Origin of the sequence: Actinomadura sp. B10D3 (assembly GCF_039871695.1) — a bacterium.
GTDB lineage: Bacteria > Actinomycetota > Actinomycetes > Streptosporangiales > Streptosporangiaceae > Spirillospora > Spirillospora madurae.
Window position 1 is genome coordinate 192264 of record NZ_JBDPLY010000003.1, and the last position, 16950, is coordinate 209213.

Genomic DNA, 16950 nt, shown 5'->3' on the forward strand with positions numbered 1-16950 from the left:
GGTGTCCGACACACCGGTGCAGACGTCGGCGACGGTCCTGACGGTCCGCCAGGTGCAGGACTACCACGCGATCACGCTGGTGGCCCCCGCCATCGCCGAGCGGTTCAGGCCCGGCCAGTTCGTGGCGCTCGCGGTCGGCGGCGAGCACACGTCCCGCCTGGTCCGCCGCTGCATCGGGGTGCACGAGGTCAAGTCCGACTACGGCGGCACCGTCGAGCTGGTGTTCGCCGACACCGAGCCCGGCACCCGCTGGCTCGCCGGCCGCCGCTCCCGCGACCAGCTCGACCTCGTCGGGCCGCTCGGCCGCCCCTTCCGGCTGCCCCGCGACCCGGTCAGCTGCCTGCTCGTCGGCGGCGGCCCCGGCGGCGCCGCCGTGTTCGCGCTCGCCGACACGCTGCTGCGGCGCGGCTGCCAGGTGCACTTCGTGCTGGGCGGGCCGTCCGCCAAGCAGGTCTTCGGCTCCCGCATGGCGCAGCGCATCGGCGACGGCTCGACCGTCACCACCGAGGACGGCTCGATGGGGGAGAAGGGCACCGTCCGCGACGTCCTGCCGCGCGTCATCGAGGAGACCGGCACCGACGTCGTCTACGGCTGCGGCCCCACCGCCCTGCTCCGGTCGGTCACGCAGGTCGCCGGCGACCTCGGGCTGCCCTCGCAGGTGTCGGTCGAGGAGTTCCTCCAGGAGACCGGCGCGTGCGGCATCGGCGTGTGCATGACGTGCATGCTGCCCGTCCACGGCGAGGACGGCGTGACCCGCATGGTCCGGGCCTGCGCGGACGGGCCCGTCCTGCGCGGCGACCGCGTCCGCTGGGGCGACCTCGGAACCATCCCGTTCGACGCGCTGGGCGCGCCGCGGGTCCTGAGCGTCACCGAAGGGGGCTCGCAGTGAGCGACCGGGTCAAGACCACCCTCGGGCCCCTGGAGCTGCCCAACCCCGTCCTGACGGCCTCCGGGTGCGGCGGGACGGGGCGGGAGCTCGCCCAGTTCTTCGACCTGTCCCGCCTCGGCGCCTTCGTCACCATGTCCGTGATGGCCCAGGCCCGCGCGGGACGCCCCACCCCGCGCGTGACCGAGACGCCGAGCGGCCTCCTCACCGCCATGGGCCTCCCCGGACCGGGCGTGGAGACGTTCCTGGAACGCGACCTCCCGTGGCTCAACGAGCAGGACGTCCGCACGATCGTGTCCGTCGCCGGCAACAGCGTGGAGGAGTACGGCGACCTCGCGCGCCGCCTCCGCAACGTCCCGGGCGTCGCCGCGATCGAGGTCAACATCGCCTGCCCGAACGTCGAGGACCGCGGGCGCATGTTCGCCTGGCACCCGGCCGCCGCCGCGTCCGTCGTCCGGGCCGTCCGCGACCACGCCCGCCCCGGCGTCCCCGTCTTCGCCAAGCTCGCCCCCGACGTCACCGACATCGTCACGATCGCGCTCGCCTGCGTCGACGCGGGCGCCGACGGCCTCACCCTGATCAACACCATGGAGGGCATGGCGATCGACCCGCAGACGCTGCGCCCGGCCCTCACCGGTGTGTCGGGCGGCCTGTCCGGGCCCGCGGTCCGGCCGATCGCGGTCCGCTGCGTCTACCAGGTGCACGCCGCGCTGCCCGGCACGCCCATCATCGGCGTCGGCGGCATCGCGACCGGGCTGGACGCTTTGGAGTTCATCCTCGCCGGGGCGTCCGCCGTCGCCGTCGGCACCGCCGTCTTCCACGACCCCGCGGCCGGCCCCCGCGTGCTGCGCGAGCTGGAGGAGGCCCTCGCGGCCCGCCGCATCGGGAGCCTCGCCGACGCCGTCGGCCTCGCGCACAAGCCCGCCGGCTACGTCCCGCCCCAGGTGCGCCCGCAAGAGCCCGAGAAGGAGAAGCCGTGACCTCCGCCCCCATCGCCGTCGCCCTGGACGCGCCCGACCTGGAGACGGCCGCGCGCTGGGCCACCCTGGTCACGCCGCACGTCTCCACCGTCAAGGTCGGCCTGGAGCTGTACCTGCGGTACGGGCCGGACGTCGTCGCCAGCGTCCGGGGCGCCAGCCGCGTCCAGGTCTTCCTGGACCTCAAGCTGCACGACATCCCCGCCACCGTCCGCGGCGCCGCCCGCGCCGTGGCCCGCCTCAAGCCGTCCTACCTGACCGTGCACGCCGCCGGCGGGCCCGCCATGATCCGCGCCGCCGTGGAGGCCGTCCCCGCCACCAAGATCGCCGCGGTGACCGTGCTGACGTCCCTCGGGGAGGCCGACCTCACCGCGCTCGGCCTGGCGGGGCCCGCCCCGGACGCCGTGCGCCGCCTCGCCGTCCTCGCCGTCGAGGCCGGCGCCCAGGCGCTCGTGTGCTCCCCGCAGGAGGCCGCCGCCGTCCGCGCGGAGGTCGGCCCCGACATCACCCTCATCACCCCCGGTGTGCGCCCCGAGGGCTCCGGCAACCAGGACCAGGCCCGCGTCGCCACCCCCGAGGACGCCCTCGCCGCCGGCGCCGACCTGCTGGTCATCGGGCGGCCGATCACCGGAGCGCCCGACCCGGGCGCCGCCGCCGCGGCCATCGCCGCGGCGCTCCGCAGGACGTCCGCCGGCACCCCCTGAGCCGGTTTCCGGCCGCGCCGGGAGGCGGGACGCGCGCCTCGGCGCGCCATGCGGGGGGCCAATGATGCGCGAGGGCGCAGAACTTGTTTGTGCGCGCCTATTTGACGAGGGATCAACTTGGGTGCACGGGATCGCGCATTGTGAGATTAGTCGTGTGCGAATGCGGGGACCGAGCTCTCCGCATTGGGATACGCGGCGAACGGCGAACTCGTTCACGCGGAGTGGCGATTCCGGGCGGGGAACGCCGCCGGCGGCCGGGCCGGTGCCTCCGCGTCCTTGACGGTGCCCTGGCGGCGGGCGGGGGAGCTGGGGCGGTGGCGCTGTCCTCCGGGACGGATCGGGCGATCTTGGCGGTGGTGCTGTCGAGGATGACAGTAACGGTGCCGCGGCGACGTGCGGAACGGCGTGGCGTGATGAGCGTCACTCGGTCGGGATCGTTTGTGGGGGGCCTCGCGGCGGCCGCCCGGGGGGGCCCCGGCGCGGTGCCGCGAGCGCGGCGGGACGGCCCGGGAGAGCCGGGAACCGGAGCGGCGAACCGGCGCCAAGTGCCGCATTTGGGGTCAGAAAGGGGAGATTTTCACGATCATGCGAAAGTCCCAGCAAGGCAGGGGGATGGGCCGCCGGAGGCCCCGAGTTGGGTACACTCTGTATTCAGGACACTCCAAGGAGTGATTTTCGTGAATTTATGGCGGGCTAAACGGCACTTCACGTTGCCTAATGGGCGGTGAACTCGCTAGTTTCCCAACCCGTCCGACTCCGTCGAGTGGAAACCTGAGGTGACCCGGCGTGGCTCTTCCGCCCCTAACCCCCGAACAGCGCGCCGCAGCCCTGGAGAAGGCTGCCAAGGCTCGCAAGGAGCGGGCCGAGGTTAAGAACAAGCTGAAGCACGGGGGAACCTCGCTCGCCGAGGTTCTCAAAGAGGGTCAGTCCGACGACGTCATCGGAAAGATGAAGGTGTCGGCCCTCCTGGAGTCCCTGCCCGGTGTGGGCAAGGTCCGTGCGAAGCAGATCATGGAGCGTCTGGGCATCGCCGAGTCCCGCCGTGTGCGGGGCCTCGGCGCCAACCAGCGCGCCTCCCTGGAGCGTGAGTTCGGCGGAAGTGCGAACCGCTGACGCGCGACTCACGGGCGGGCGCGGCGGTCAGGCCGCCGCGGCCGGCTCGGGGCGACCCGAGCCCGGCACCATCCCGCCCGGCTCCGGCGCACCCATCGCTGCGCCGGAAGGCTCCAAACCGCATGGCCCGCTCGCGCGGCGGCTGACGGTCCTGTCCGGGCCGTCGGGCGTCGGCAAGAGCACGGTCGTCGCCGAGATCCGGCGATCACACCCCCGGGTGTGGCTGTCGGTCTCGGTGACCACCCGGGCCCCCCGCCCGGGTGAGACCGACGGTGTGCAGTACTTCTTCGTCGACGACGCCGGTTTCGACCGGCTCGTCGCCGAAGGGGAGCTCCTCGAATGGGCCGAGTTCGCCGGGCACCGCTACGGCACTCCCCGCCGGCCCGTCGAGGAACGCCTCGCCCAGGGCGAGCCGGTGCTCCTGGAGATCGACCTCCAGGGCGCCCGGCAGGTCCGCCGGTCCATGCCCGACGCGCTGCTGGTGTTCCTCGCTCCCCCCAGCTGGGAGGAGCTCGTCCGCCGGCTCACCGGCCGCGGCACCGAGCCCCCCGAGGTCATCGAGCGCCGGCTGGAGGCCGCCCGCGTCGAGCTCGCCGCGGAGAAGGAGTTCGACATCACGCTCGTGAACACGTCCGTCAAAGACGTGTGCGACGAGCTGCTAGCCTTGATGGCTGACCAGTAGCCGTTAGACCTAGTGGAAGGCCACCGAGTGGCAGCCAGCAATGAGGGCATCACCAACCCCTCGATCGACGAGCTCCTGGAGGTCGTCGACACCAAGTACGGCCTCGTGAGCATCGCGGCCAAGCGCGCGCGGCAGATCAACGCCTACTACGCCCAGCTGGGCGAGGGCCTGCTGGAGTACGTCGGCCCGCTCGTCGAGACCCAGGTGCAGGAGAAGCCGCTGTCGATCGCGCTCCGCGAGACGCGCGAGGGCCTGCTGAACGCCGAGCCCATCGAGGGCTGAGCCTCCCCGGACCCCGGCGCGCGAGCGCCCGGGGCCTGATGGCATCGTGGCACCATGACCTCCCCCAAGCCGCGCGTCGTCCTCGGCGTCAGCGCCGGGATCGCCGCGTACAAGGCGTGCGAGCTGCTCCGGCGGCTCACCGAGTCGGGGCATGACGTCACCGTCGTCCCGACCGAGGACGCGCTCCGCTTCGTCGGCGAGCCCACCTGGGCGGCCCTGTCGGGCAAGCCCGTCTCGCCGCGGGTGTGGGACGGCGTCGCCGGCGTCCCGCACGTCCGGCTCGGCCAGGAGGCCGACCTGGTGCTCGTCGCGCCCGCCACCGCCGACCTGCTCGCCAGGGCGGCGCACGGGCTGGCCGACGACCTGCTCACCAACACCCTGCTCACCGCCCGCTGCCCGGTCGTGTTCGCGCCCGCGATGCACACCGAGATGTGGCAGCACCCCGCGACCCGGGCGAACGTGGCGACGCTGCGGGAGCGCGGCGCCGTCGTCGTCGAGCCGGCGTCCGGGCGCCTCACCGGCGCCGACACCGGGCCGGGGCGGCTGCCCGACCCGGCGGAGCTGTTCGAGGTCGCGCGGCACGTCCTGGCGCGCGGCGCGGACGGGCGCGACCTCGCCGGCCGGCACGTGGTCGTCTCGGCCGGCGGCACCCGGGAGGCCATCGACCCGGTCCGGTTCATCGGCAACCGCTCGTCCGGGCTGCAGGGCTACGCCCTCGCCCGCACGGCCGTGGCCCGCGGCGCCCGGGTGACGCTCGTCGCCGCGAACGTCGCCCTGCCCGACCCGGCCGGGGCCGGGGTCGTCGCCGTCGGATCGGCCGAGGAGATGCGCACGGCCGTGGTGGACGCCGCCGCGTCCGCCGACGCGGTCGTGATGGCCGCCGCCGTCGCCGACTTCCGCCCGGCGGACTACCGCGGGTCGAAGATCAAGAAGGCGGAGGGGACGGAGCCGGAGCCGATCCGGCTCGTGAAGAACCCCGACATCCTGGCCGAGCTGGGGGCCGCCCGCCGCCCCGACCAGGTGATCGTCGGTTTCGCGGCCGAGACCGACGACGTGCTGGAGAACGGCCGCGCCAAGCTCGCCCGCAAGGGCAGCGACCTCCTCGTCGTCAACCAGGTCGGCGAGGACCTCGCCTTCGGGCGCCCCGACAACGCCGCGGTGATCCTCGGCGCGGACGGCTCGCGCACCGAGGTGCCGCGCGGCGCCAAGGAGGCGCTCGCCGAGGTCGTGTGGGACCTCGTCGCCGCCCGACTGAAACCCGTGGCCACGCGGGCGTGACGGTGGCGGGCGGCGATCCCGCTAGACTTGCGCCCTACCATCCGTGGGGAACCGCGGCGGGGGGCGGCGCCTCCCCGCCGGACTCGACAAACAATCCGTCCTGCGACGTCAGTCAGCAGCCGCTGCAAGGAGTTCACGTACGTGTCTCGCCGCCTGTTCACCTCCGAGTCCGTGACCGAAGGGCACCCGGACAAGATCGCGGACCAGATCAGCGACGCGATCCTCGACTCGATGATCAAGGACGATCCGAAGAGCCGGGTCGCCGTCGAGACGATGATCACGACGGGTCAGGTGCATGTGGCCGGTGAGGTCACCACCGAGACCTATGTGGACATCCCGGGCGTGATCCGGGAGAAGATCCTGGAGATCGGCTACGACTCGTCCAAGAAGGGCTTCGACGGCCACTCCTGCGGCGTGTCGGTGTCGATCGGCGCCCAGTCGCCCGACATCGCGCAGGGCGTCGACGACGCCTACGAGACCCGCGAGGGCGAGGGCGTCGACGACCTGGACCGGCAGGGCGCCGGCGACCAGGGCCTGATGTTCGGCTACGCCACCAACGAGACGCCCGAGCTGATGCCGCTGCCGATCACGCTGGCGCACCGGCTCGCGCAGCGGCTGTCGGCGGTCCGCAAGAGCGGCGACGTCCCGTACCTGCGCCCGGACGGCAAGACGCAGGTCACCATCGAGTACGACGGCGACCGCGGGGTCCGCCTCGACACCGTCGTGGTGTCCAGCCAGCACGCTCCCGACATCGACCTGAAGGAGCTGCTCGCCCCGGACGTGAAGGAGCACGTGGTCGACCCCGTGCTCGCCCAGTTCGAGCTCGAGACCGCCGGCTACCGGCTGCTGGTCAACCCGACCGGGCGCTTCGAGATCGGCGGCCCGATGGGCGACGCCGGCCTCACCGGGCGCAAGATCATCGTGGACACCTACGGCGGCATGGCCCGGCACGGCGGCGGCGCGTTCTCCGGCAAGGACCCGTCCAAGGTCGACCGGTCCGCCGCGTACGCGATGCGCTGGGTCGCCAAGAACATCGTCGCCGCGCAGCTCGCCGACCGCGCCGAGGTGCAGGTCGCCTACGCGATCGGCAAGGCCCACCCGGTCGGCGTGTTCGTGGAGACCTTCGGCACCGAGAAGGTCGCCCCCGAGAAGATCGAGAAGGCCGTCGACGAGGTGTTCGACCTGCGGCCCGCCGCGATCGTCCGCGACCTGGACCTGCTCCGCCCGATCTACCAGAAGACCGCCGCCTACGGCCACTTCGGCCGCGAGGAGCCCGACTTCTCCTGGGAGTCGACCGACCGCGCCAAGGCCCTGGCCTCCGCCGCGGGCCTGTAACCGGCCTCGTCGAAAGGGCCCCGGGGACGTCCTCCCCGGGGCCCTTTCGTCGTGCGTGACGTCAGGAGCGGCAGTGGTTGCCGCGGTGCAGGCCGTAGCGGGCGGCGATGGTGTAGCGCCCGGGGGTGCGGGCGGTCATTTCGACGAAGTCGCCCGCGCGCGCCAGGCACGCGTCCCCGCCGGTGACCCTGAGCCAGGGGGACCAGGAGATCCGCAGCAGGGCGGACCCGCTGGAGCGCATGTCGACGACGAGTTCACCGGCGTTGAGCCTGTGCACCGAGGCGGGCTGGTCGACCAGCGGGGTGGGCTGCGCCACGCGGAACAGGCGCCAGTGCTCGTCCCGCCAGATCTCGCTCAGGTACGGCTGACCGCCCTCGACGATGGCGGCCTCGCCCTGTGCCGACCAGTCGACCTCCTGCTCGGGCAGGACGACGTACTGGACCGCCCACTCGTGCAGCCAGTCGCGGTACGAGGGGGGCGTCAGCGCGCCCTCCTCGTAGAACAGCTCGTGGCGCTCGGCGTCGACCTGGCGGTTCCAGCCGCGCGCGAGGATGAAGTGGCGGCTGAGCCCGGACGACTCCCAGTGGGAGCGCAGCGGCACGACCTCGATGCGCGACCGGTCGGCGTCCAGGCCGTCCAGCGTGGCGACGAGGCCGCGGGCGTGGGCGGCGGCGGCGCCGGCGGGCTCGGTGTGGATGAGGTCGTCGACGGGCTTCACGACCTGCCAGGACGCCGTGACGATGAAGGCCAGCGACAGGACCGCGATCCGGACCCGGCCGTGCGCGCGGGCGACCGCCGACAGCAGGAACATCCCGCCGAACAGCAGCGAGAGGCGCTCGACGTTGCTGCCGACGGGGGAGGGGATCAGCCAGGTCAGCAGGATCCCGACCAGGTAGACGCCGGCCCCGATCCGGACGAACGCCCAGTTCTTCGGCGCGCACGTCAGGATCGCGACGACGCCGGTGATGGCGGGCAGCACGATCGCCGTGAGGGAGATGGGCTGGACGCCGCTGAACGGGAACAGCAGGCTCGTCGTCCCCACCACGAGGGGGAGGCCCACGGCGACGCAGACGCCGGCGCGGCGGCGGCCGGTCAGGAACAGCGCGGCGGCCAGCACGAGCAGGAACAGGCCGGCGACGGGGCTCGCGAGCGACGCCAGCACGCTCAGGCCGACCATCCCGGCCGCGCGCAGGGCGGGGGTGCCGCGCGGCGTGAACGCCACGATGGTCGCCATGAGCGCGAACATCAGCCCCAGGCCGAACGTCACGCGGCCGGAGGCGGCGTTGCACGACAGCGCGAACGCGGCCCAGAGGGACGCGGGCAGGGCGACCGGGGCCCGGAACCGCTTGAGCAGCGCGGCGGTCAGCCCGGCGGAGACCGTGCCGGTCACGACCGCGACCGTGCGGATGCCGAACAGCGCCATCAGATGGGGCGACATCACGCTGTAGGAGGCGGGGTGCATCCCGCCGTACCAGGCGAAGCTGTAGGCCGCGTCGGGGTGCTTCCAGACGAAGTCGGTCCAGGCGGCCTGCGCGGCCAGGTCGCCTCCCTCGGTCGCGAGGAAGAGAGCCCACACCAGGTGGAGCACGCCCGCGGCCAGCGTGGCGGCAACGACGGGGTGGCGCGCCCGCTTCTTCCATCTGGAGGCCGGGGAGGTCGTGGTGGAACGGCGGGACGCCCCGTACTTGACCGGGACGTCCGTCCGCTCTGGGGTTTGAGCTGTGGTCACTTCGCCTGCATGGGCTCGACGGACGGCGAGGGCGCGGGAGACATCGGGCAATGGGCCGGCAGAAACTGTGCGCACCCCCGTTCAGACGGACCAACCCTAGCGCGCGGGGTCGCCTGTCGGATCGATCTGGTAGGACGGGGGCGTGACCAAGGACGGCGGGGGAACGGACCTGATCCCGGGGCTGGACGCCCTTCCGCGGACATCCGCCGACAAGCCGAAGAAGCCCGGTAAGACCGCCAAGTCCGGCAAGAAGGGGGCGCGCCGCCCGGCCGGGGAGCGGCCCGTCGCGCGGATCGCGGTCGACATGTCGCTCCCGCATCTGGACCGCCCTTTCGACTACCTGGTGCCCGCCGAGCTGGACGCCAAGGCGGTCCCCGGCTGCCGGGTGCGGGTGCGTTTCGCCGGGCAGCTGGTGGACGGGTTCGTGCTGGAGCGGGTCGCCGAGAGCGACCACGACGGCAAGCTGCTGTTCCTGGAGCGGGTCACCTCGCCCGAGCCCGTCCTCACACCGGAGATCGCCGCACTCGTGCGGGAGGTGGCCGTACGGTACGCGGGCACGTTCGCGGACGTCCTGCGCCTGGCCGTCCCGCCCCGGCACGCACGCGTGGAGGCCGAGCCGGTGGCGGAGGGCGAGCCTGCCCCGCCCGAGCCGGCGGACGCCGGCCCCTGGCGGGATTATCCGGCCGGAGCGTCCTTCGTGGGAGCGCTGGCCGCCGGGAAGGCGCCGCGAGCCGTCTGGACCGCGCTACCGGGGCCCGGCTGGACGGCCGCGATAGCGCGGGCCGTCGCCACCACGCTCGCCGGTGGTCGCGGTGCGCTCGTCGTGGTCGCGGACGGCCGCGACGTGGCGCGGGTCGATGCGGCGCTGAAGGCGGAGCTGGGGGAGGGGCTGCACGTCGCCCTGACGGCCGAGCTGGGGCCCGCGGAGCGCTACCGCCGATGGCTGGCCGCGCTGCGCGGCAAGGCGCGGGCGGTCGTCGGCACCCGCGCCGCCATGTTCGCGCCCGTCGCGGATCTCGGCCTGGTCGTGCTCTGGGACGACGGCGACGACGTGCACGCCGAACCGCACGCGCCCTACCCGCATCCCCGTGACGTGCTGGCCCTGCGCGCGCACCGGGCGGGCGCCGGAGCGCTGATCGGCGGGTTCACCAGGACCACCGACGCCACGCAGCTGGTGGAGACCGGCTGGGCGCACACGCTCGCCGCCGACCGGGAACGTGTCCGGGCGGTGATGCCGCGCGTCCGGTACGTGGGGGAGGACGCGCAGCTCGCGCGGGACGCCGCCGCCCGCACGGCCCGCCTGCCGAACGTCGCGTTCGAGGCCGCGAGGCAGGCTCTGGAGCACGGTCCCGTCCTCGTGCAGGTCCCCAGGCGCGGATACGTGCCGGGCATCGCGTGCGGGCGGTGCCGCACGCCGGCCCAGTGCCGGGCGTGCCAGGGGCCGCTGGCGCTGGCCTCGTCCCACGCCGCCCCGTACTGCCGCTGGTGCGGCCATATCGCGGGAGACTGGCACTGCCCCGAGTGCGGCTTCTTCCAGGTGCGCGCGGTCGTGGTGGGCGCCAAACGCACGGCGGAGGAGCTGGGCAGGGCGTTCCCCGGCGTGGCGGTGCGCACGTCCGGGCGGGACGCCGTCCTCGACCAGATCGGCCCGGAACGGGCCCTCGTGGTGTCCACCCCGGGAGCCGAACCGCACGCGGACGCCGGCTACACGGCCGCGCTCCTGCTGGACGGCTGGGTGCTGCTCGGGCGGCCGGATCTGCGCGCGGGCGAGGAGACGCTCCGGCGCTGGATGAACGCGGCGTCGCTCGTCCGGCCGCAGGGGCCCGTGATCGTGGCCGCCGAGGGGGCGCTGCCCGCCGTCCAGGCGCTCGTCCGGTGGGACCCGGTCACCTACGCGGAGCGGGAACTGGCCGAGCGCAAGGAGGCGGGCTTCCCGCCCGCCACGCGCATGGCGTCGCTGACCGCGTCGCCCGCCGCCATACGGGAGCTCCTGGCGGACGCCCGGCTGCCGGACGGCGCGGAGGTCCTCGGGCCCGTGCCCGTCCCGCAGGCGGGTACCGACGTCCAGGAGAAGGAGCGCGCGCTGATACGCGTGCCCCGTGCCGCGGGGCTCGCGCTGGCGCGCGCGCTGAAGGAGGCCCAGGGAGTGCGCAGCGCGCGCAAGGCGACGGAGACCGTGCGAGTCCAGATCGACCCCCTGGAGCTGATCTGACCAATAGGGTTCTCGGGTGGCCGACAACTGGGTGGAGACGACCGCCGCCGACCTGCGGCGGTGGGCGGACGAACGCGGCGAGACGCTGGACGACCAGGGCGTGCGCATCCTGCTCGACCTGGCGCGCGAGGACCTGGAGCTCCCAGGGCCGGAGGCGCTGACCCCGGCCGGCGTCCGCGAGCTGCTGCTGGAGGCGTTCCCCGAGGCGGTGGTCGCCGGGCGCGACGACGTCCCCACCGTCCTGGACGCACTCCGCCGGATCGTCGCCTTCCTGCGCGACACGGGCGCCGTCCCCGAGGCGGACGCCGGCGCCCTGGAGGCGGAGATCGACCGGACCGCGCCCGAGTTCACCGAGGTCGTCACCGCGGTCGACAGCGAGGAGCGGCAGGCGGCGGCCGAGGTCATCGCCGGGCTGATGCAGGCCGACGGGGTCTCCCTGGACGACCAGGAGGCCGTCGACGCGTGGGTCCGCGACTTCGAGGAGCGGCCCGAGGAGGAGCGCTACGCCCGCACCGAGGAGTACCTGAGGCAGGCCGGCGAGCTGGTCGTGCCGCCCGCCAGGCTGGCGCCGGAGGCCGAGCTGGCGGACGCGGCGCGCCGCTCGCGCCTGACCGCGGCCGTCCTGGCCCTCGCAGGCTGGGCGGGCGAGCGGGCCCTCACCGAGCACGACACGCTCACCCGGGACGACGCCGCTGCCGCCCGTGCCGCCCTCGGCCTGGAGACGCCGCGGACGTACGGCCAGATGGAGGACGAGGGCCGGCTGGAGCGGCTGTGGTGGGCCGCCATGGAGGCGAACGTCATCGCGGCGGAGCAGGGCACCGCCCGCCCGGGGCCGGCCCTGGCGAAGCTGGAGTCCGGCGACGGCGCGGAGCTGCTCGCCGCCTGGCTGCCGCTGTTCGACGCCCTCGTGGTGCCGAGGCACGACTACGCGGACGGCCTGGACGCGGTCGAGCTCGTCCAGAACGAGCTGACCGGAGTCCTCATCCACCTGTACGAGCAGGAGGGGCCCACCGGGCCCGAGGAGCTGGTCGCGGCCCTCCTCGGGCACGTCGAGGAGGCCTACGACCTCACCGACGCCGACACCATGTTCGCCCTCGTGTCGGACGCGTGCCACCTGGAGCTGTCGACCCTGGAGGACTGGGGGATCGTCGAGCCGTCCGGCAAGGGCCTGGCGCTGACGCCCCTCGGCGTGTGGGCGGTCAGGGAGCTGCTCGTCGCGGACGGCTTCACCGCCCCCGTCGTCGGGGAGCTGGCCGGGGCGCGCGCGTCCGAGCTGATCGAGGGCCTGACCTGGTACCGGCCGGAGGCCGCCGACGAGGAGATCGACGGCTGGCTGGCCGCCCACGACCTCAAGGACGCCGCCGCCGACCTGCTGGACGTCATGCGGACCGGCGGCCCGGGCGCCCGCAACCTCGCCGCCGCGGTCCTGCACCGGATCGGGCCGGAGGCGGCCGGGGTCGTCCGCGCCGCGCGGGAGCATCCGCTCGTGTCGCCCTACGCCGTGATGTGGCTCAACGCCGCGGGCGACCCGGCCGGGCGGGAGCTGGCCCGCGAGGAGTACCTCTGGGTGTTCGTCGACACGGTCGCCGGGATGCTGGAGACCGCCGAACCGGAGGAGGCGGTCGAGGCCGCCCTGATCGACGCGCCGCCGGAGGCGGAGATGAGGACCATGGTCGACGAGCTGTGGCGCACCCAGCATCCCGGCGCGGCCGACGTCCTGGAGGCCCTGGGCGCCCACCATCCGGACAAGGCCACTGCCAAGGCCGCCCGCACCGCCGCCTACAAGGCCCGCTCGGCGAGCCAGGGAGCGCACCGCGGCGTGTGAACGGCGTGAAAAACAAGGGGAGCGCCTCCGTAGACTGGAGGCCGCGTCCCACTTCGCTCGCAAGCCGCAGAATCTCGCAGGAAACGGAGTCCTCGTTGGCCGTCAAGCCCATCCGCCTCTTCGGCGACCCCGTGCTGCGCACGCCCGCGGAGCCGGTGAAGGACTTCGACAAGGAGCTGCGCCAGCTCGTCAAGGACCTCACCGACACGATGATCGACGCGCCGGGCGCCGGCCTGGCCGCGCCCCAGCTCGGCGTGGGCCTGCGCGTGTTCACCTACTACGTCGACGACCGCCTGGGGCACGTCGTCAACCCGACGCTCGACCTGTCGGACGAGCAGGAGACCGACGACGAGGGCTGCCTGTCGCTGCCCGGCCTCGCCTTCCCCACGCCCCGCTCCGTCGGCGTGGTCGCGAAGGGCTTCAACATGCACGGGGAGCCGATCACGCTGGAGGGCACGCACCTGCTGGCCCGGTGCGTGCAGCACGAGACCGACCACCTGGACGGGATCATCTTCATCGACCGGATGGACCCGGAGCAGCGCAAGGCCGCGATGAAGGCGATCCGCGAGGCCGAGTGGTTCGGCGACCCGGCGCCCGTCGTCAAGGAGTCACCGCACCCCACCCTCGGGAAGGCGATCTAGGTGCGGCTGGTCTTCGCCGGGACCCCTGAGACGGCGCTCCCGTCCCTGACCGCCCTCCTGGAGTCCACGCACGAGGTCGCGGCGGTGGTGACCCGCCCGGACGGCCGTGCGGGCCGCGGGCGGCGGCTGAGCCCCAGCCCGGTCGCCGCGCTCGCCGCCGAGGCGGGCGTCGAGGTGCTGAAGCCGGAGAAGGCCCGCGATCCCGCGTTCCTGGACCGGCTCCGCGAGATCGCGCCCGACTGCTGCCCCGTGGTCGCCTACGGCGCCCTGCTGCCCCGCGAGGCCCTGGAGATCCCCCGGTACGGCTGGGTGAACCTGCACTTCTCGCTGCTGCCCGCCTGGCGCGGGGCGGCGCCCGTCCAGCGCGCCATCCTGCACGGCGACGACGTGACGGGCGCGGCCACCTTCCAGATCGAGGAAGGGCTGGACACGGGCCCGGTCTACGGCGTCCTCACCGAGCCGATCCGGCCGACGGACACCTCCGGCGGCCTCCTGGAGCGGCTCGCCGTCGCCGGCGCGAACCTTCTGCTCGACACCATGAACGGCATCGAGGCCGGTGTTCTGGAGCCCCGGCCGCAGCCGACCGAGGGCGTGTCCCACGCGGCGAAGCTGACGCCCGAGGACGGCCGCGTCGACTGGAAGAGCCCCGCCCTGCACATCGACCGCCTCGTCCGCGCCTGCACGCCCGCGCCCGGCGCCTGGACGACGTTCCGCGAGACGCGGGTCAAGCTGGGGCCCGTCCGCCCGGTGCCGGACGCCGCCGCGCCGGCGCCCGGCGAGATCCGGGCGGGCAAGAACGAGGTGCTGGTGGGCACCGGGACGCATCCCGTCGCCCTCGGCGAGGTGCAGCCGCAGGGCAAGCGCCGCATGCCCGCCACCGACTGGATCCGCGGCGTCACCCTCACCGGCAAGGACGCTCTGCACTGATGCCCCCCGCCCGCAACCGCCGCCGCGCGCAGAACCGCCGACCGGGCGGTCCCCGCAAGACGGGCCGCCCCCAGGACCTCGTCCGCCGCACGGCCTTCGACGTGATCCGGGCGGTCGAGACCCGCGACGCGTACGCCAACCTCCTGCTGCCCAGCCGCCTGCGCGACCGCGGCCTGACCGGGCGCGACGCGGCCCTCGCCACCGAGCTGACCTACGGCACCCTGCGCGGCCGGGGGACCTACGACGCGGTGCTCTCGCTGTGCAGCGACCGCGAGCTGCGCCGCATCGACGCGCCGCTCCTGGACGTCCTGCGCCTCGGCGCCCACCAGATCCTCGCCACGCGCATCCCGCCGCACGCCGCCGTCGGCACGACCGTGGAACTGGCCCGGACCGTCTCCGGTCCAGGCCAGGCCAAGTTCGCCAACGCGGTGCTGCGGAAGGTCGCGACGCGCGACCTGGACGCCTGGCTGCAGATCGTCGCCCCCGCGGACGCCGACGCCACGACCCGCCTGTCGGTCGCGCACAGCCATCCCAAGTGGATCGTCTCCGCCCTGCGGGACGCCGTCGGACCGGACGAGATCGACGACCTCCTCGTCGCGGACAACGCCCGCCCCCGGGTGACCCTGGTGGCGCGTCCAGGCCGGGCCGCCCCGCAGGAGCTGTACGACGGAGGGGCGGAGCCCGCTCCTTACTCGCCCTATGCCGCGGTTCTGGCCGAGGGCGATCCCGCGGGCATCGAGGCGGTCCGCGATGGGCGCGCCGCCGTCCAGGACGAGGCCAGCCAGATGGTCACCCTCGCCCTGGTCGAGGCTTCCCTCGACGGCCCGGACGCGCGCTGGGCCGACCTCTGCGCGGGCCCCGGCGGAAAGGCCGGGCTCCTCTCCGCCCTGGCGACCCGGCGGGACGCCCGGCTCCTGGCGGCCGACCTCCAGCCGCACCGCGCCGGCCTCGTCCGGCGGGCGGTGGACGACCGCGCCGGCGTGGTCGCCGCCGACGGCACCGCCCCGGCCTGGCGTCCGGGCACGTTCGACCGGGTCATGGTGGACGCCCCCTGCACCGGTCTGGGCGCGCTGCGCCGCCGCCCCGAGGCGCGCTGGCGCCGCGGGCCCGAGTCCGTCGCCGAGCTCGGCCCGCTGCAGAGGAAGCTGCTCGCGACGGCGCTGGAGTCCGTGCGGCCCGGTGGTGTGGTCGCCTACGTCACCTGCTCCCCCCACCTGGCCGAGACCCGTGTCGTGGTGGACGACGTCCTGCGCGGGCGCGACGACGTCGAACGGCTCGACGCCCCGGCGACCCTGACATCGATCGCGCCGCGGCTCACCGGCGTGGGGGACGGCCCGTACGCGCAGTTCTGGCCGCACCGGCACGGCACCGACGCGATGTTCCTGGCCCTTCTACGCCGCACCTAGCGCTTGGGGGATCCGTGCTGACCGGCTTCATGGAGTTCGTGTCGTACCTGGGCAGCGCGGCCTTCTACGTTCCGCTGCTGCTGGCGCTCTTCTGGTGCGTGACGCCGCGCCTCGCCGCGCGGGCGTCGGTCGTCCTGCTGCTCGGCGCGACCGTCAACTCGCTGCTCAAGCTCGTCTTCCACGACCCCCGCCCCTACTGGACGGACCCCGGCATCAAGGGCGAGCAGTCGCTGACGTCCTTCGGGATGCCCTCGGGGCACGCCCAGAACGGCATCGTGGGCTACGGCTTCCTCGCCGCCCAGAGCAGGCGGTGGGTGCTGTGGGCCGGTGCCGCGGTCATGATCCTGCTGATCGGCGTCTCCCGCGTCTACCTCGGCGTCCACTCGATCGGCCAGGTCGCGGCGGGATGGGGGATCGGCCTGGTCCTCCTGGTGGCCGTCCTGGGGCTGGAACCCGTCGTCGTCCCATGGTGGAGACGGCAGCATCTGGCGATGCAGATGGCGCTCTCCCTGGCGGCCTCCCTGCTGCTCCTGGCCGCGGGCTGGGGCGCGGCGGAACGCCTCGAGGACTGGCGCTGGCCGCAGGCCTGGGCGGAGGCCATCAGAGCGGCGGGCGGAGTCACCGAGCCGGTGACCGTGACCGAGCCGGCCCAGGCTTCCGGCGCCGTCTGCGGCGCTCTCATGGGCCTGTCCATCCTCGCCGCCCGCGGCTGGTTCGAGCCGGGCGGGAAGGCCTGGCAGCGTCTCGCGCGCCTGCCGGTAGGGCTCGCCGGCGCCGCGGCCATCGCCTTCTTCGAGGGCACCCACCCGGTCCAGGCCTTCGTCGTCCAGGCCCTGCTCGTCCTCTGGGTCACGGCCGGCGCGCCGGAGGTCTTCGTCCGGACGGGGCTGGCCGCCCGCTCCACCCGCCGTCTCACCCGCCCGGGTGACGAACGGGCCGAACTGCGCCCATAG

At 74.2% G+C, this 16950-nt stretch carries 15 protein-coding genes; 14 read left to right on the plus strand and 1 reads right to left on the minus strand.

All coding sequences use genetic code 11. From position 1 onward, the window contains the following. Position 1: 1 nt before the first annotated feature. The 8 genes from ABGB11_RS07020 to metK all read left to right on the plus strand — a co-directional run bounded on the left by ABGB11_RS07020 (position 2) and on the right by metK (position 7257). Positions 2-889, plus strand: a complete 888-nt coding sequence (locus ABGB11_RS07020) for a dihydroorotate dehydrogenase electron transfer subunit (RefSeq protein WP_347630013.1) — start codon at positions 2-4, stop codon at positions 887-889. Next, positions 886-1866: a dihydroorotate dehydrogenase gene (locus ABGB11_RS07025; RefSeq protein WP_347630015.1), complete on the plus strand. Its 981-nt coding sequence runs from the start codon at positions 886-888 to the stop codon at positions 1864-1866. Before ABGB11_RS07020 ends, ABGB11_RS07025 begins: the two co-directional genes overlap by 4 nt. Further along, complete coding sequence (pyrF, locus tag ABGB11_RS07030; RefSeq protein WP_347630017.1) at positions 1863-2567, plus strand: orotidine-5'-phosphate decarboxylase; 705 nt, start codon at positions 1863-1865, stop codon at positions 2565-2567. Before ABGB11_RS07025 ends, pyrF begins: the two co-directional genes overlap by 4 nt. Positions 2568-3353: 786 nt before the next feature. Next, complete coding sequence (mihF, locus tag ABGB11_RS07035) at positions 3354-3680, plus strand: integration host factor, actinobacterial type (RefSeq protein ID WP_021597647.1); 327 nt, start codon at positions 3354-3356, stop codon at positions 3678-3680. A gap of 94 nt (positions 3681-3774) precedes the next feature. Next, positions 3775-4362 (plus strand): guanylate kinase, encoded by a 588-nt coding sequence (gene gmk / locus ABGB11_RS07040; RefSeq protein ID WP_347630543.1) that lies wholly within the window; start codon positions 3775-3777, stop codon positions 4360-4362. A gap of 27 nt (positions 4363-4389) precedes the next feature. Then, complete coding sequence (rpoZ, locus tag ABGB11_RS07045; protein ID WP_021597645.1) at positions 4390-4644, plus strand: DNA-directed RNA polymerase subunit omega; 255 nt, start codon at positions 4390-4392, stop codon at positions 4642-4644. A 54-nt stretch (positions 4645-4698) separates the two neighbouring features. Then, positions 4699-5922, plus strand: a complete 1224-nt coding sequence (gene coaBC, locus ABGB11_RS07050) for a bifunctional phosphopantothenoylcysteine decarboxylase/phosphopantothenate--cysteine ligase CoaBC (RefSeq protein ID WP_347630020.1) — start codon at positions 4699-4701, stop codon at positions 5920-5922. 141 nt (positions 5923-6063) lie between these two features. Next, the gene (metK, locus tag ABGB11_RS07055) at positions 6064-7257 is read left to right on the plus strand and encodes a methionine adenosyltransferase (protein WP_347630022.1); all 1194 of its coding nucleotides are present in this window, start codon (positions 6064-6066) and stop codon (positions 7255-7257) included. Positions 7258-7318: 61 nt separating this feature from the next. Here the strand turns inward: metK and ABGB11_RS07060 are convergent, their stop codons facing one another. Further along, positions 7319-8986 (minus strand): MFS transporter, encoded by a 1668-nt coding sequence (locus ABGB11_RS07060; protein ID WP_347630024.1) that lies wholly within the window; start codon positions 8984-8986, stop codon positions 7319-7321. 142 nt (positions 8987-9128) lie between these two features. Between ABGB11_RS07060 and ABGB11_RS07065 the strand changes: the two genes are divergently transcribed. The 6 genes from ABGB11_RS07065 to ABGB11_RS07090 all read left to right on the plus strand — a co-directional run bounded on the left by ABGB11_RS07065 (position 9129) and on the right by ABGB11_RS07090 (position 16950). Then, positions 9129-11198: a primosomal protein N' gene (locus ABGB11_RS07065; RefSeq protein WP_347630026.1), complete on the plus strand. Its 2070-nt coding sequence runs from the start codon at positions 9129-9131 to the stop codon at positions 11196-11198. A 16-nt stretch (positions 11199-11214) separates the two neighbouring features. Continuing rightward, entirely contained in the window at positions 11215-13023 is a 1809-nt protein-coding gene (locus ABGB11_RS07070; protein WP_347630028.1) for a hypothetical protein, read from the plus strand. A 95-nt stretch (positions 13024-13118) separates the two neighbouring features. Then, positions 13119-13664, plus strand: a complete 546-nt coding sequence (gene def / locus ABGB11_RS07075; RefSeq protein WP_347630030.1) for a peptide deformylase — start codon at positions 13119-13121, stop codon at positions 13662-13664. Beyond that, the gene (gene fmt / locus ABGB11_RS07080) at positions 13665-14591 is read left to right on the plus strand and encodes a methionyl-tRNA formyltransferase (RefSeq protein WP_347630032.1); all 927 of its coding nucleotides are present in this window, start codon (positions 13665-13667) and stop codon (positions 14589-14591) included. Next, entirely contained in the window at positions 14591-15997 is a 1407-nt protein-coding gene (locus tag ABGB11_RS07085) for a transcription antitermination factor NusB (RefSeq protein WP_347630034.1), read from the plus strand. Before fmt ends, ABGB11_RS07085 begins: the two co-directional genes overlap by 1 nt. Before the next feature lie 14 nt (positions 15998-16011). Then, entirely contained in the window at positions 16012-16950 is a 939-nt protein-coding gene (locus tag ABGB11_RS07090) for a phosphatase PAP2 family protein (protein WP_347630036.1), read from the plus strand.

Excerpts from the sequence above, each read along its gene's own strand:
- coaBC (WP_347630020.1), top strand. The coding sequence starts at position 4,699 with ATGACCTCCCCCAAGCCGCGCGTCGTCCTCGGCGTCAGCGCCGGGATC.
- ABGB11_RS07085 (WP_347630034.1), top strand. The coding sequence starts at position 14,591 with ATGCCCCCCGCCCGCAACCGCCGCCGCGCGCAGAACCGCCGACCGGGC.